Raw genomic sequence first — 12866 nt, forward strand, 5'->3', positions numbered from 1 at the left:
GCACGCCCGTCCGCCAAAAGACGGAAAAGACGGCCCCCTACTTCCCGGGCGCTCCCTTCAGTGCCTCCAGGGACCTCAGGCGGGCAGCCTCGAATTCATCGCCCGGGTTCCACTTCGGCATCTGCGGCGCGCGCGCCACCTGGGCCCCCACCAGGAAGAACAGCCGGGTGTCCTCCACGGCGCCGGACAGGTCCCACTCCGGCCGCAGTTCGTCGGAGGGCTGGTGGTAGTGCTTCAGCTCCCACACGCCCCGCTGTTCGCGGCCCCAGCCCTCCGGCTTGCCGATGAAGTCCATGCCGCTGCCGAAGTAGGCGGCCGGGATGCCCATGCGCGCGAAGTTGAATTGATCCGACCGGTAGAAGAAGCCGCGGTCGGAGAGCTGATCCGCCTTCACCGTGCGCCCCTGGGTCTTCGCCATCGCGGTGACGAAGCCGTCCAGGCTGGACTTGCCCAGGCCGATGACGGTGATGTCGCGCGTGCGGCCCAGGATGTTGGCGCCGTCCACGTTGATGTTCGCGGCGATGCGGCCCGTGGGCACCGGTGGGTTCGCGGCCAGGTACGCGGAGCCCAGCAGGCCGTACTCCTCCGCGGCCACCGCGGCGAAGAGGATGGAGCGGCGCGGGGCCGTGGGCAGCGCGGAGAAGGCCCGGGCCACGGAGAGCATCGCGGCCACGCCGGACGCGTTGTCCACCGCGCCGTTGTAGATGACGTCGTCACCGGGCTTGCCGTCGTCCTTCTTGCCCAGGTGATCATGGTGCGCGGTGTAGAGCACCACCTCCTTCGACAGCACAGGGTCGCTGCCCGGCAGGAGGGCCAGGACGTTCGCGGTGGGCCGGCGGTGCACCTCGCTGGTGATGCGCAGCGACACCGTCACGCCCAGCGGCACCGGGCGGAAGTCCCGCTTCTGCGCGGCGGCGCGCAGCGCCTCCAGGTCGTGGCCCGCGAGCTTCAGCACCTGCTTCGTGGCGTCCTCGGTGGTCCACGCCTTCACCTGGAGGCGGGGCGCGTCACCGGCGGGCAGTTCGAACTGCTCCCCCGTCCACGACGTGCGCACCACCTGCCACGGGTAGCCCGCGCTGGGCGTGGTGTGGATGATGATGGCGCCCGCCGCGCCCGTCTTCGCCGCCTGCTCGTATTTGTAGTCCCAGCGGCCGTACCAGAGGCGCGTCTTGCCCGCGAACAGGCGCGGATCCTCCTCCGGATCATTGTTGAGGATGACCAGCGTCTTGCCCTTCAGGTCCACGCCCTTGAAGTCGTCCCACTGGAACTCCGGCGCGACGATGCCGTAGCCCACGAACACCAGCTCGGACGCGTCCAGCTTCGCCTCCGGGGCCTGCACGCCGGACACGGCGATGAAGTCGTCGCGGGTCTTGAGCTCCATGCGGCCCGACTTCGCCTGGACCGTCATCGCGCCCGGATGGCTGTTGATGCCCATCAGGTCGAAGCGCTGCAGGTAGCCGCCGTCCGGGGCGCCGGGCTTCAGGCCCAGGCCCTCCAACTGCGCGGCGATGTACTCCTGCGCCAGCGCGTCGCCCCGCGTGCCGGGGCCGCGTCCCTCCAGCAGGTCGCTCGCGAGGAAGCGCACGTGCGCGCGCAGCAGCTCCGGGGTGATGGCCTGCTGGGCCACCTTCTCCTGGCGCGTGATGGACGCAGCGCCCGCCGCGAGGGCGGACGCCGAGGACAGGGCGACGAACAGGACGGCCGGAAGGAGCCTCATGCGCCCTGGCCTAGCATGGCCGGCCAGGGCGCCCCCAGCGGGTTTTCAGGACGCGGGCGCCGCCACCTTCCAGGAGGTGCCGCCAGGCGTGTCCATGATGTCCACGCCGCGTTCCTTGAGGGTGGTGCGCACGCGGTCCGCCGCGGCGAAGTCCTTCGCGGCTCGCGCGGCGGTCCGCTCGGCGAGCAGCCGCTCCACCTCCGCCACGTCGATGCCGCGCTCGCGCACGGCGCGGTCGCGGCGGCGCAGGAGCCAGTCCGCCGGATCGTCCTCGAAGAGGCCCAGCACGCGGGAGGCTTCACGCACCTGCTCGCGCAGCGCCTGGAGGGTGCGGCCCACCAGCGGCTTGTCCTTCACGGGCGGCTTGTCGGTGAGTTCGTTCATCAACCCGAACTGGCCCGACAGCGCGCCCAGCGCTCCGGCGGTGTTGAAGTCGTCGTCCATGGAGGACTCGAACTCCGTGAGGAAGCGCGCGGGGTCGCCGTGCAGCGGGCCCTTGCCGAAGTCCTTGCCCGCCACGCGCTCGTCCACCTTGCGCAGCGTTTCGTAGAAGTACTCCATGCGCATCTCCGCGTCCTGGAGCGCCTTCTCCCCGAAGCTCAGCGGGTGGCGGTAGTGCGTGGACAGGAAGAAGAAGCGCAGCGCCTCCGCGTCCACCTTGGCGAGCGCGTCGCGCAGGCGCACCACGTTGCCCAGCGACTTGGACATCTTCGCGCCTTCCAGGTCGAGGAAGCCGCAGTGCATCCAGTACTTCGCCATCTCCTGGCCGGTGGCGGACTCGCTCTGGGCGATCTCGTTCTCGTGGTGGGGGAAGATGAGGTCCAACGCCCCGCCGTGGATGTCGAACGAGCGGCCCAGGTACTTCTCGCTCATCGCGGAGCACTCGATGTGCCAGCCCGGACGGCCCTTGCCCCACGGGCTGTCCCATGACGGCTCGCCGGGCTTCGCCGCCTTCCACAGGGCGAAGTCCAGGGGCTCGTGCTTGAGCTCGCCGGGGTGCACGCGCTCGCCCTGGCACAGTTCGTCCAGGTTGCGCTTGGACAGCTTCGCGTAGTCCTCGTCCTTGCCGACCGCGAAGTACACGTCGCCCTTCGCCTCGTAGGCGAAGCCCTTGTCCACCAGCGTCTGGATGATGGCGATGATCTCTGGGATCGTTTCGCTGACGCGCGGGGACACGTCCGGTTCGCGCAGGTGCAGGGCGCGGGTGTCCTCGCGGAAGATCTCCACGAAGCGCGACGCGAGGTCCACGGGGGATTCACCCGTCTCGTGCGCGGCCTTGATGATCTTGTCGTCGACGTCCGTGTAGTTGCGCACGTACGTCACCTTGAAGCCCCGGTAGCGCAGGTAGCGGACCACCACGTCGAACGACGTGAAGGTGCGTGCGTTCCCGATATGGATGTAGCTGTAGACGGTGGGCCCACAGACGTAGACCTTCACCTCGCCGGGCACGAGCGGCTCCAGCGGCTCCTTCTGCATGGACATCGTGTTGAAGAGCCGGATGGATGAGGGGGCCACGGTGGAGGGTCCTCCTAGCGAGCGGGGCGGGCGCGACACTTGCGCGACGCGGTACACACTCTAGGATCCCCCGTCCCACACAGGCCAGCCTTTGACGCGGGAAGCGTTGGACAACCTCGGAAACGCCGGCAGGGGCCCTGTTCGCGGCCCCGCAACCTGGGAGAATGGCCCGCATGGCCCCGCCGAATCCCAAGCGTCCGCCGCGCCCTCCCCGCCCGCCGGGACAGCAGGCGGCCAAGGAGGAACCGGCCGAGGAGCTGCCGTTCGACGACGACGAGGTGGCGCCCCTCCAGGCGGATGATCCGCGGCCCCAGCGGGTGCCCCAGTATCCGGCGGGTTCCCGGAAGGTGAAGCGGCGGGGGCCGGGCGAGCGGTCGAAGTCCGACCGGGAGCTGTCGCCCCGCTACGACTGGCAGAAGGAGTACTCGGATCCGGGCTTGTCGCCCGCGTTCCTGTACGTGGAGCGGGGGCCGGGCGCGGGACAGCTCGTGCCGCTGCACCAGGGCTCCATCACGCTGGGCCGTTCCTCCACGTCCGACCTGCGGCTCCAGCACGCGTCCATCAGCCGGCGCCATGCGCAGCTCACCCGGCGCGGCAATGCCTTCGCCGTGCGCGACCTGGGCAGCCAGAACGGCACGTTCGTCAACCGCTCGCGCATCAAGGGCGAGGTGGAGATCCGGCCCGGCGACGAGCTGAGCCTGGGCAACGCGGCGCTGCGCCTGCGCGGTTCGGGCGCGTCACCAATGGAGATCAAGACCGCGTTGGATCCCATCCTGCCGCGCGGTGGGAAGCGCTCGGTGGGTGTCGTCGTCGTGGCCCTGGCGGCGGCCGTCGTGGGCTCCGCGGTGGCGGCGCTGATCAGCCTGGTGGCCATGCGGATGACGGACGCGTCACCGGCACGGACCGCGACGGAAGGGACGTCCGCGAAGGGCGCGAGCACCCCGGCGAAGAAGGATGTTCGTGGCGTCGAGGCGGGGCGGGGGACGGAGCCCTCCGGATCCGTGGAGCCTGCTGCTGCCGCTGGCGTGAAGGGGGCTCCGATAGGGCCGAGCGAAGACACGGCGGCCGCGAATGCAGGGGAGACTCCCGGCTCGGGCGAACCGGCCCGTGGACAGCACGCAACCGCGAAGGCAGGCGAGGGGCCAAGCGCGACGGACATCGCCCGGGGCCTGCGCGGGAGCACGACTTCAGCGAAGAGCGTGGAGCCAGCTTCCGATGCGTCGGACATCGCTCGCGAGGACGCGCCGAAAGCAGCCTCCACCGCCCGGAAGGGCCCGGTGGCGGCCGCCGTGAACGGCCCTCCAGATGAGGGCGCGCGCGAAGCCATCCTTGCCCGCTACGAGTCCGGCGACGTCGCGGGCGCCCTGGCCCAGGCGCGGCGCGCGAACCTCGCGCCGCTGGTGCAGCAGCTCACCCGCTTCCAGACCGCCAGGGATACCGCACAGGCCGCGCTGGCCCGCAACGACACACCCCGGGCGCTCGATGCACTCAGCGCAGCCGTGCGGCTGGACCAGGACGTATCCCAGGGTTGGAGCCGCCACGGGGCCGCGCTCCGGCGACAGCTCGCCGGCCTCTACGTGAGCACCGGCAGGGACGCCGTCCGCGCCAGCCGCTGGGCCGACGCGCGCGCGGCCTTCAACGCCGCCCTGAAGCACGACGCCTCCAACGCCGAGGCCCGCACCCAGTTGGCGGCGCTCGACGCGCAGGGCACCCCGTCCGCGCAGTGAGGCGAGGGCGCTCAGCGTGCGGCGCCCTCCAGAAACACGACGCCCCGAGTCCCAACGAGGGAACCCGGGGCGAGGAATGCGAGCACGGCGGCCGGTGGGCCCGCCGCGCTGCGAAGGCATCAGGCGAGGTTGAAGATCTTCTTCAGGTCCGACTCGACCTCTTCCTCGGTGCAGTCCTTGGCCAGCGACAGCTCCTTGATGAGCAGCGAGCGTGCCGTGTCGAGCATCTTGCGCTCGCCGAACGACAGGTCCTTGTCACCCTTGAGCAGGTACAGGTCGCGCAGCACCTCCGCGATTTCAAAGACGGAGCCCGTCTTGATCTTCTCCATGTACTCGCGGTAGCGACGGTTCCACGTCGTCGAGTCCACCGAGATGTCCTTCTCGCGAAGGATGGAGTAGACCTGCTTGACGTCCTCCTCGCTGATGATCTCCCGCAGGCCGACAGAACCGACCTTGTTGATGGGGATCATGATCCGCATCCCGTTCTCCAGGATGCGCAGCACGTAGAACGACTGGCGCTGCCCGGCGACCTCGGTGTGCTCGATGCCCATCACCTCGCCGACGCCCTGGCCCGGATAAACCGCCTTGTCACCAGTCTTGAAGCTGGTCTGCACTAACTGCCTCCTTGGAGAAAGCTTCGACCCCGGCCTTCAAGCCGGCCACTACTACCACAAACCACATCCACGGGCAACGAAATCGCCTTGACCACCCGAAGCGGGCCGCACTACGGTGTCCGGTTTTGTGTGCGGAATGGCTCAGGGTACGAGCGCCGCATGACGGACACGGTGGTGGGTGGGGGTGGGTGTTGGTTCGTTATGCGTGGCGCGACCTGGGCACGCGTCCTTTGTTCTTTCCTGCGCTGAGCCTCACGCTCGGCGCCCTCTGGGCAACCGGAACAGGGAGCGCCGCCGAGGTATTTCTCCTCTGCGCGCTTTGTCTGGGACTGGTGGGGACGGCGCTCGGTCCATTGCCGGGAGCCCATCTGGCGGTGCTCGTCGCCCTGGGCCTCACCGGGGCGGGTCTTTCCGGTTTCGAGGCCCGGGTGGAGGTCCCCCCGGCGCTGGCGGATGGTGGAAGCGCGCGGCTGGAGGGTGAGCTGGAGCGCGTGGAGCGCTTCGATGGCACCACCCGCTTGAGGCTGGCCGTATCGCGGGCGGGCCCCGCCACGGGTCCGGAGGTCGCCGCCCGCTTCCGTGTCAGCCTCTCCGGCCGGGGAGGAGGCCTGGACCTGCAACCCGGGCAACGCGTGCGGGTGGAGGCCCGGCTCATCCCGGATGCGCCGCCGTCCAATCCGGGCGAGCGGGACTTCGCGTCGGCGCGGCGGCGGCAGGGCGTGGCCTTCACGGGAGGCTTCGCTCAGGAGCGCCTGCTGGTGCTCTCCCCTGCCCCGGCGTGGCGGCTGACGCTGGAGGACCTCCGGAGCCGGCTGGGGGTGGCGGTGCGCCGGGTGGCGCCGTCCCCGGACGCGGCGGCGCTGTTCCTGACGCTCGCGGCGGGCCAGCGCGCGGAGCTGGACGACGCCTGGGAGGATGCGTTCTCGCGGGCGGGGCTCGCGCACGTGCTCAGCGTCAGCGGGCTGCACGTGGCGGCGCTGGCCCTGATGACGCTGGCGCTCCTGCGGCGGGCGCTGGTGCGGCTGGGAGGACGGTGGCGCGCGCTGGAGGCCCGGCGGGTGGCGGCCCCGGCGGCGGTGCCCTTCGTCTGGGCCTACGTGCTCTTCACGGGGAACCAGGCCCCGGCGGTGCGCTCGGCGGTGATGGCCACGGCGGTGCTGCTGGGGCTGGGCCTGTGGCGGCGCGCGGACGGACTCAACGGCCTGTCGCTGGCGGCGCTCGTGCTGGTGGCGTGGACGCCCTCCAGCGTGGTGGACCTGTCGCTCCGGCTGTCGTTCCTCGCCGTGCTGGGGCTGGTGCTGCTGTCGCCCGCGCTGCGCGAGGCGCTGCCCGTGGACCGGCCCGACCCTTCCGAACCCCGCCGGCTGAAGCGCTGGGCCGCGCAGGCGAAGGAGGCGGTGGCGCAGACGCTGTGCGCCAGCGCCGCGGCGACGCTCGTGGGCCTGCCCGTGGTGGCGGCGGCGTTCGGGCGGGTGAGCCTGGCGGGGCTCGTGTCCAACATCGTCGCGCTGCCCCTGTGTGGCGTGCTCACCGGGCTCGCGGCGGGCGGCGCGGCGCTCTTCGTCGTGGCCCCCGTGCTGGCGACCCCGGTGCTGTGGGCGGGCGCGTGGGCCTCTGAGCTGCTGCTGGCGCTGACGCGGGGCTTTGCCTCGGTGCCCTTCGCGGCGGTGGAGGTGCCCGGCCTGGGGGTGCTCCTCTCCATCGCGTACGCGGTGGGGCTGCTGTGCTGGGCGCTGGGTTCAGGACGCTGGCGCACCCTGGGCGTGCTCACGCCCCTGGCCGTGCTGGGCGCCGTGCTGCTTCCCGGGCTCGCCCCGGAGCCCGCGCTGCGCATCACGTTCCTGTCGGTGGGCCAGGGCGACGCGGTGGTGCTCCGCTCCCGGGGTCACCATGCGCTGGTGGACGGGGGCGGCGTCCCGGAGGGCGCGGACACCGGGGAGCGCTTCGTGCTGCCCTTCCTCAAGGCCGAGGGGGTCTCCCGGTTGGATCTCGCGGTGCTGTCGCATCCCCATCCGGACCATGCGCTCGGGATGGTGTCCACGCTGGCGCGGGTGCCTCCTGAGCGGCTGTGGATGTCCGCGGGCACCACCGACGGTCCCCTCTCCCGGCGCGTCGCGGCGGCCGCTCCGGGCGCGGTCGTGGAGGAGGTGCAGGTGGGGCATCCCCCGTTCACGCTGGGCGAGGCGACGCTGGAGGTGCTGGGGCCTCCGGTGGACCGGGAGTTGATGGAGGGCGCGAACGACCGGAGCGTGGTGCTGCGCGTGCGCCATGGCGACGTCACCGTGCTGCTGGCGGGCGACGTGGAGGAGGACGGCGAGGCCGCGCTCGAAGAGTCCGTGGGGACGGTCACGGTGTTGAAGGTGCCGCACCATGGCTCGCGCACCTCCTCCACCGCGCCGCTGCTGGCCCGCACGCGGCCGCGTCACGCGGTGTTCTGCGTGGGCCGGCGAAACCGGTTCGGCTTCCCGCATCCGGAGGTGGAGGCGCGCTATCGGACCCTGGGCACCGAGTGCTGGCGCACCGACCGGGATGGCGCCGTCACGCTGGAGAGCGACGGCCAGGACGTCCGCCTGGTCTCCTTCCTGCCGCACGTCGAGGAGGTCCCCCTGCCGGTTGCGGCAAGTGGGAAGCAGACCCACCGTAGCGCCGATGATTTCCGATGACCTTGATCTCCAGCAGTTGACCGCCGACCTGAAGTCCAAGCTCGGCCCGGGCGAGCCCGTGGGCTACCTGCGCGGCAAGTCCCTGATGCGCGACATGCTGCTCGACATGCGGAGCAACCACTTCTCCGAGCTGGAGGCCGAGGAGCTCGTCGACACGCTGGAGGCGCGAGGCTTCGTGCGCTTCCTGGGAGATCCGTCGGAGCGCTCGGTCGCGGACGCGCCCTGGGACATCTCTCCGCACGCGTGACGGAGGGCCGTGCCGCCGCGCGCCGGGTGGCCCTTCCTACTGGAAGATGAGCCACGCGAAGCGCGGCAGGGCATGGAAGTCCCCAATGAAGAGGGGTGAGAAGGCCTGGCCTTCCACCTGCCTGCGGTCGTGGTGCTCCAACCGGTAGAGGTTGAAGCGCCAGCGCTCCCCGGGCTCGGGCGGGATGTGGGGCACCTCCGCCAGATTCTTGAACGGGATGGCCAGCTCCACGCTCCAGCCCTCGTCGCGGTCCGACGCGTCGTCCAGCGTGCCGCGCACCTTCACCGCCGTCTTCATTCCCGAGTCCCACGACAGGTCCATGCCCTGGCGCCGCGCGGGGAAGTACGCGTCGAAGAGGACGTTGTGCGGGGACACCTCCAGCTCGTTGTACGTGCGCCCGTCCGCGTTGGCGTCGAGGAACACCTCCACGACCTCCTGCTCGTAGATGGAGTCGTCGCGGTTGCGCAGCGTGCCCCAGACGTCCGGGTCCTCCACGTCGAAGGCCGCGTACAGGTACGCGTCGTCGTAGACGAGGCGCGCCTGGGTGCGCAGCCGGGGGGCGCGGCCGTCGAAGCTGCCCACCAGCGTCACCGGCTTCGCACCCTTCCACGCCTCATCGTCGAGCACGCCGTCGAGCACGGGCGCCTTCTTCACCCGCGTGACGGTGTACTCCGGCAGCGCGGGAGGCTCGCCGCCCAGCAGCGGACCGCGCACGCGGTTGGCGCCCAGTTGCACGCGGGGGTTGTCCACCGCCAGGCGCTCATCGTCGCGCCAGAAGCCCAGCACCACGCGGCCGGGGCTGCCCGGCATGGTGACGGTGTGCACGTCCTCCACGACCTTGCCCACCGGCCACGTCTCCAGCGGCGCGGCGCCGTCCTGGAACTCGTGGTCGGCGTTGCTGATCATCTGGCCGCTCTCCGGCTCCACCACGTGCACGAAGAAGTGGAAGCCCTGCGGGGGCGCGCGCACCGCCTGGAAGTAGTGCGCGAGCTTCACCGGCTGCCCGGGCTGGGCCTTCTCCGGCGTCACGCGCGTTCCCAGGTAGACGATGGCGCCGCCCGCGAACGTGGCACCGCTCCGGAGGGTGAGCTCCGCCGGGGCCGCGTCCAGCGTCCGGAGCGTCGCGGGCGCGGGCAGCCGGGGCGTGCGGTGGGCGGGCCCCGCCTGTTCGTCGCGGCAGGCGCCGACGAGCACGAGGGAGGACAACAGCGGGAGCAGGACGCAGGGATGGACGCGCATCGAAGTCACGCAGTCTACCCTTCCCTGTCTTTCGGGAAGCGTTCTTCCGCCGGTGGGACAGCGCGTTCCCATGCATGGGCAACCCGTCCGCAAGGGAGGGCGGCCGAGCTTTCGGGCCCCCCAGTCCCTGTTGGCGTGCCCGAAAGGGCACCCCATGTTTCGGTCCATCACAGGGAGGGGTAACCAGATGAACAAGGGACTGATGGCGGGAGCGGTGGCGATCTCGGTGTTGGCGGCGGGTTCCGCGCAAGCGGCTTCGACGGAGCTGCGCAGGTCCACGAACACGCGGGGCCTTTCATTCATGGTGGGCGGCGGCGTCGAGGGCTACACCGACGCGCTGCGGACGCAGATTGATCCCGGCCTCGCGTACGGCGTGACGATTGGCCTCAAGCCGACGAACGTGGTGGGCGTGGAGCTGGGCTACACGGGCAGCGTCAGCGAGTTCAACACGGGCGGCGTGCTGGCGACGAACGCGAACGGGCCGGACATCGTGCGCAACGGTGTGCAGGGCGCGGTGACGATTGGCCTCACGGCCACGCGGCTGCAGCCGTACGTCATGGGCGGCGTGGGCGTCAGCCGCTACAACGTGCGCGCCATCGCGCCGGGCTTCCAGGACGACACGGTGGGCAACGTGCCGGTGGGCGGTGGCCTGCGCCTGCAGTTGGGCAGCTTCACCGCGGACGCGCGCGTGAACTACAACTTCCTGTTCGACCAGGGGTTCGCCGCGTCGCTGCCGGCGTCCGACGTGGACCTGGGTGGTGACGAGACCTTCAGCAAGGGCGGCCGCTACATCGGCACGCTCAACCTGGGTGCCACCTTCTAGACGTTCCACGGCCTCCCGCCGTCCCGACCTCCGGACACGGAAGGCGCGGGATGGATGGGGGCGCGGGGCAACCGCGCGAAAATCCAGCGCCCGGCGGCAGGCGTGACGCTTGCTGCCGGGCGTTCACATGCGCTTCGAATTCGAGCACCTGGGCACCCCCACCCCGTTCGAGCTGACCGAAGGCCAGCACCTGCTGGGAGGCGGCCCCGAGGACCACGTCCATCTGGACGGCCTGCCGCCAGGGTTGTTGACCCTGCGCATCGAGTCCCAGCGCCTGATGGTGGAGGCCGTGCGCAGCTTCACCGTGAACGCGGTGCGCGTGCTGCCCGGCGTGTCGCGCCTGGTGCTGCCCGGCGAGGTGCTGGGCCTTCCCGACGGCATGTGTCTGCGCGTGCTCGCCGAGCCGAGCGCCCCCGAGCGCGGCGTGGGCACTGTGGCGGTGCTCAAGGGACTGCTGACGGAGGTGGAGTCGCGTCCCTCGCGCGCCGCCTCCATCACCTGCCTCACCGGGCTGGACGTGGGCCGCTGTCACGCCCTCGCGGAGGCCCACACGGACATTGGCCGGGGAGAAGGAGTGGCCCTGCGGCTGCGGGACCGGGCCGTGTCCCGCCTGCACGCGCGGATCCGTCGCGAAGGACTGGGATTCCTGCTGGAGGACCTGGGGACGCCCAACGGCGTGTTCCTCAACGGCGTGCGCCTGGAGGCGCCCGGGACGCTGGCGGATGGCGACGTCGTCGAGCTGGGGCGTTCCCTGCTGCGCTTCCAGGCGGCGTTCGACGACGCTCCGGACGGCGGTGGGCACGCCCTCCCCATGGTTTCAGATGCCGACGCGTCGAGGCAGGCGCCCCTTGCTCCCGAACGCGGTCCGCGGCGCTCGCGCTCGGAGGGGTGGCTCATCGCCGTGGGCGCGTTGCTGGCGCTCATCGGGTTGCTCCTCACCTACGTGCTGGCGTCAGCGGGGTGAGGCCGCGCTTCAGCCGGGCAGCGGGGACAGGCCCGCGCGCTCCACCAGGAGCGAGGCCAGGTAGCGGTGGTGGCGGAAGAAGCTGGTGAAGTGCACGAAGCCCTTGCTGCCCCGGATGGCGTAGACCGTCACCGGGCCGGGGAGCACGTCCAGCTTGCGGATGTCCGCGAAGGAGAAGCGCCGGGTGCGCACCATGCCCCGGCAGGTGATGCCTCGGGAGTCCACCTCGATGCGGGTGCGTCCGTAGTAGGTGAGGGACACCGCGAAGAAGAGGACGAAGAAGCCCGCGGACAGGAACGTCTTCAGCGGCACCCCGTCGAAGTTGAACAGGTAGACGAGCACCCCGAGCCACAGCAGGCCTGCCGCCGCCATCGTCGCGGCGAGCACCCGCCGGGGGCGAAAGACCTGCTGCGACTGCTTCCCCTCCACCTTCCGTTCGAGTCCGTCCATGACTCGTAAAATAGTGACGGGGACAGCCCCTTTGACGATGCCCGCCTGCTCTTCGAGCGGGCAGTCAGCGCAGGCGCTCGGCCTTCTGTCGGGACTCCGCCTGGAGTTCCGGGCGCACGTCCGCCGCGCTGGACGCGGCATAGCGTGCGTACAGGTCGCGGGCTTCCAAGTTGCGCCCCAGGGCCCGGTACGCCTCCGCGAGGCCGTACAGGGGGGACGCCGAGTCCGGATCCAGCTTCAGCGCGAACTGATAGTCCGCCGCGGCCTCCGCGTACCGGCGCAGCCCGATGTTGGCGCTGCCCCGCGCGACGTAGGCCACCGTGAGCAGGGGTTCCTGCTGCACGGCCTGCGTCAGCGTCTGGAGCGCGGCCGCGTAGGCGCGCTGGCTGATGTGCTGGACGCCCTGCTCGTAGGCGCGGCGGGCCTGGGCCCGCGTCGTGTCCGCCACGGGCCCCGAGCCAGGAGTCTGCCCCACGGCCTGCGGAGCGGTGCCGGCTTCCGTCTGCTTCGCGCGCGCCCGGGTGATGTTGTCCTGCGCGCTCTGACGAATGGCGGCGTCCTGGGTGAGGCGCGAAGCCTGCTCCCACTCGTCGATGGCGCGCCCGTAGTAGCCGAGCACCGCCAGCGCATTGCCCAGCTTGAAGCGCGCCTCCACGTGCTCCGGCGCCGCGTGCTTCGCGTCGAGGAAGGCGAACGCCGCCTCGCGGTAGCGACGCTCGCGCATCAGCGCGTCCCCATCCCGGATCCGCGTGGCCGCGAGCACCGCCTGCGAGGTGCGCTGCGGCTCCACGAACGCGGGCTCCGCGTGCCGGGCGGGCGCGACCTCCTGGGGGCGAGCGGGTTGCTTCGCGTCGGAGGAGGCGCCCTGCGCACGGGCGGCGGGGGCCGGGGTGGCTTCGGCTGGAGC

The 12866-nt window shown here is 71.3% G+C and carries 11 protein-coding genes; 5 read left to right on the top strand and 6 right to left on the bottom strand.

The genetic code is table 11. The features are described from left to right. Positions 1–37: 37 nt before the first annotated feature. Both D7X74_RS14160 and cysS read right to left on the bottom strand, forming a co-directional pair. Positions 38–1717: a M28 family metallopeptidase gene (locus D7X74_RS14160; RefSeq protein WP_120533479.1), complete on the bottom strand. Its 1680-nt coding sequence runs from the start codon at positions 1715–1717 to the stop codon at positions 38–40. A 45-nt stretch (positions 1718–1762) separates the two neighbouring features. Further along, on the bottom strand, positions 1763–3232 hold the full coding sequence (gene cysS, locus D7X74_RS14165) for a cysteine--tRNA ligase (protein WP_120533480.1): 1470 nt from the start codon (positions 3230–3232) through the stop codon (positions 1763–1765). A gap of 173 nt (positions 3233–3405) precedes the next feature. Between cysS and D7X74_RS14170 the strand changes: the two genes are divergently transcribed. Continuing rightward, a complete protein-coding gene (locus tag D7X74_RS14170; RefSeq protein ID WP_120533481.1) occupies positions 3406–4959 on the top strand; it encodes an FHA domain-containing protein in 1554 nt (517 codons plus the stop codon). A gap of 119 nt (positions 4960–5078) precedes the next feature. Here the strand turns inward: D7X74_RS14170 and D7X74_RS14175 are convergent, their stop codons facing one another. Further along, positions 5079–5573 (bottom strand): CarD family transcriptional regulator, encoded by a 495-nt coding sequence (locus D7X74_RS14175; RefSeq protein WP_120533482.1) that lies wholly within the window; start codon positions 5571–5573, stop codon positions 5079–5081. Between the two features lie 191 nt (positions 5574–5764). Here D7X74_RS14175 and D7X74_RS14180 point away from each other — a divergent pair, with 191 nt between their 5' ends. Together D7X74_RS14180 and D7X74_RS14185 are read left to right on the top strand one after the other, a co-directional pair. Continuing rightward, on the top strand, positions 5765–8236 hold the full coding sequence (locus D7X74_RS14180) for a DNA internalization-related competence protein ComEC/Rec2 (protein ID WP_120533483.1): 2472 nt from the start codon (positions 5765–5767) through the stop codon (positions 8234–8236). Further along, the gene (locus D7X74_RS14185) at positions 8223–8483 is read left to right on the top strand and encodes a hypothetical protein (protein WP_120533484.1); all 261 of its coding nucleotides are present in this window, start codon (positions 8223–8225) and stop codon (positions 8481–8483) included. The genes D7X74_RS14180 and D7X74_RS14185 overlap by 14 nt, the downstream gene beginning before the upstream one ends. Before the next feature lie 36 nt (positions 8484–8519). Here D7X74_RS14185 and D7X74_RS14190 read toward each other — a convergent pair whose 3' ends face one another. Beyond that, on the bottom strand, positions 8520–9722 hold the full coding sequence (locus tag D7X74_RS14190; RefSeq protein ID WP_120533485.1) for a carbohydrate-binding family 9-like protein: 1203 nt from the start codon (positions 9720–9722) through the stop codon (positions 8520–8522). A 187-nt stretch (positions 9723–9909) separates the two neighbouring features. Between D7X74_RS14190 and D7X74_RS14195 the strand changes: the two genes are divergently transcribed. Both D7X74_RS14195 and D7X74_RS14200 read left to right on the top strand, forming a co-directional pair. Beyond that, the gene (locus tag D7X74_RS14195) at positions 9910–10545 is read left to right on the top strand and encodes an outer membrane beta-barrel protein (protein WP_120533486.1); all 636 of its coding nucleotides are present in this window, start codon (positions 9910–9912) and stop codon (positions 10543–10545) included. Positions 10546–10672: 127 nt separating this feature from the next. Continuing rightward, on the top strand, positions 10673–11509 hold the full coding sequence (locus D7X74_RS14200) for an FHA domain-containing protein (RefSeq protein ID WP_120533487.1): 837 nt from the start codon (positions 10673–10675) through the stop codon (positions 11507–11509). Positions 11510–11518: 9 nt separating this feature from the next. On the opposite strand, the gene D7X74_RS14205 is transcribed toward D7X74_RS14200, so the two are convergent. Continuing rightward, entirely contained in the window at positions 11519–11881 is a 363-nt protein-coding gene (locus D7X74_RS14205; RefSeq protein ID WP_370450750.1) for a PH domain-containing protein, read from the bottom strand. 142 nt (positions 11882–12023) lie between these two features. Beyond that, the coding region (locus D7X74_RS14210; RefSeq protein WP_120533491.1) for a tetratricopeptide repeat protein at positions 12024–12866 on the bottom strand (843 nt) is incomplete at its 5' end.

The sequence above is a fragment of the Corallococcus sp. CA047B genome (assembly GCF_003612065.1).
GTDB classification, from domain to species: Bacteria; Myxococcota; Myxococcia; order Myxococcales; family Myxococcaceae; genus Corallococcus; species Corallococcus praedator.

Coding starts and splice junctions, on each gene's coding strand:
- D7X74_RS14160 (WP_120533479.1), bottom strand. CDS start 1,717: ATGAGGCTCCTTCCGGCCGTCCTGTTCGTCGCCCTGTCCTCGGCGTCC.
- D7X74_RS14170 (WP_120533481.1), top strand. CDS start 3,406: ATGGCCCCGCCGAATCCCAAGCGTCCGCCGCGCCCTCCCCGCCCGCCG.
- D7X74_RS14185 (WP_120533484.1), top strand. CDS start 8,223: ATGATTTCCGATGACCTTGATCTCCAGCAGTTGACCGCCGACCTGAAG.
- D7X74_RS14190 (WP_120533485.1), bottom strand. CDS start 9,722: ATGCGCGTCCATCCCTGCGTCCTGCTCCCGCTGTTGTCCTCCCTCGTG.
- D7X74_RS14195 (WP_120533486.1), top strand. CDS start 9,910: ATGAACAAGGGACTGATGGCGGGAGCGGTGGCGATCTCGGTGTTGGCG.
- D7X74_RS14200 (WP_120533487.1), top strand. CDS start 10,673: ATGCGCTTCGAATTCGAGCACCTGGGCACCCCCACCCCGTTCGAGCTG.
- D7X74_RS14205 (WP_370450750.1), bottom strand. CDS start 11,881: ATGGCGGCGGCAGGCCTGCTGTGGCTCGGGGTGCTCGTCTACCTGTTC.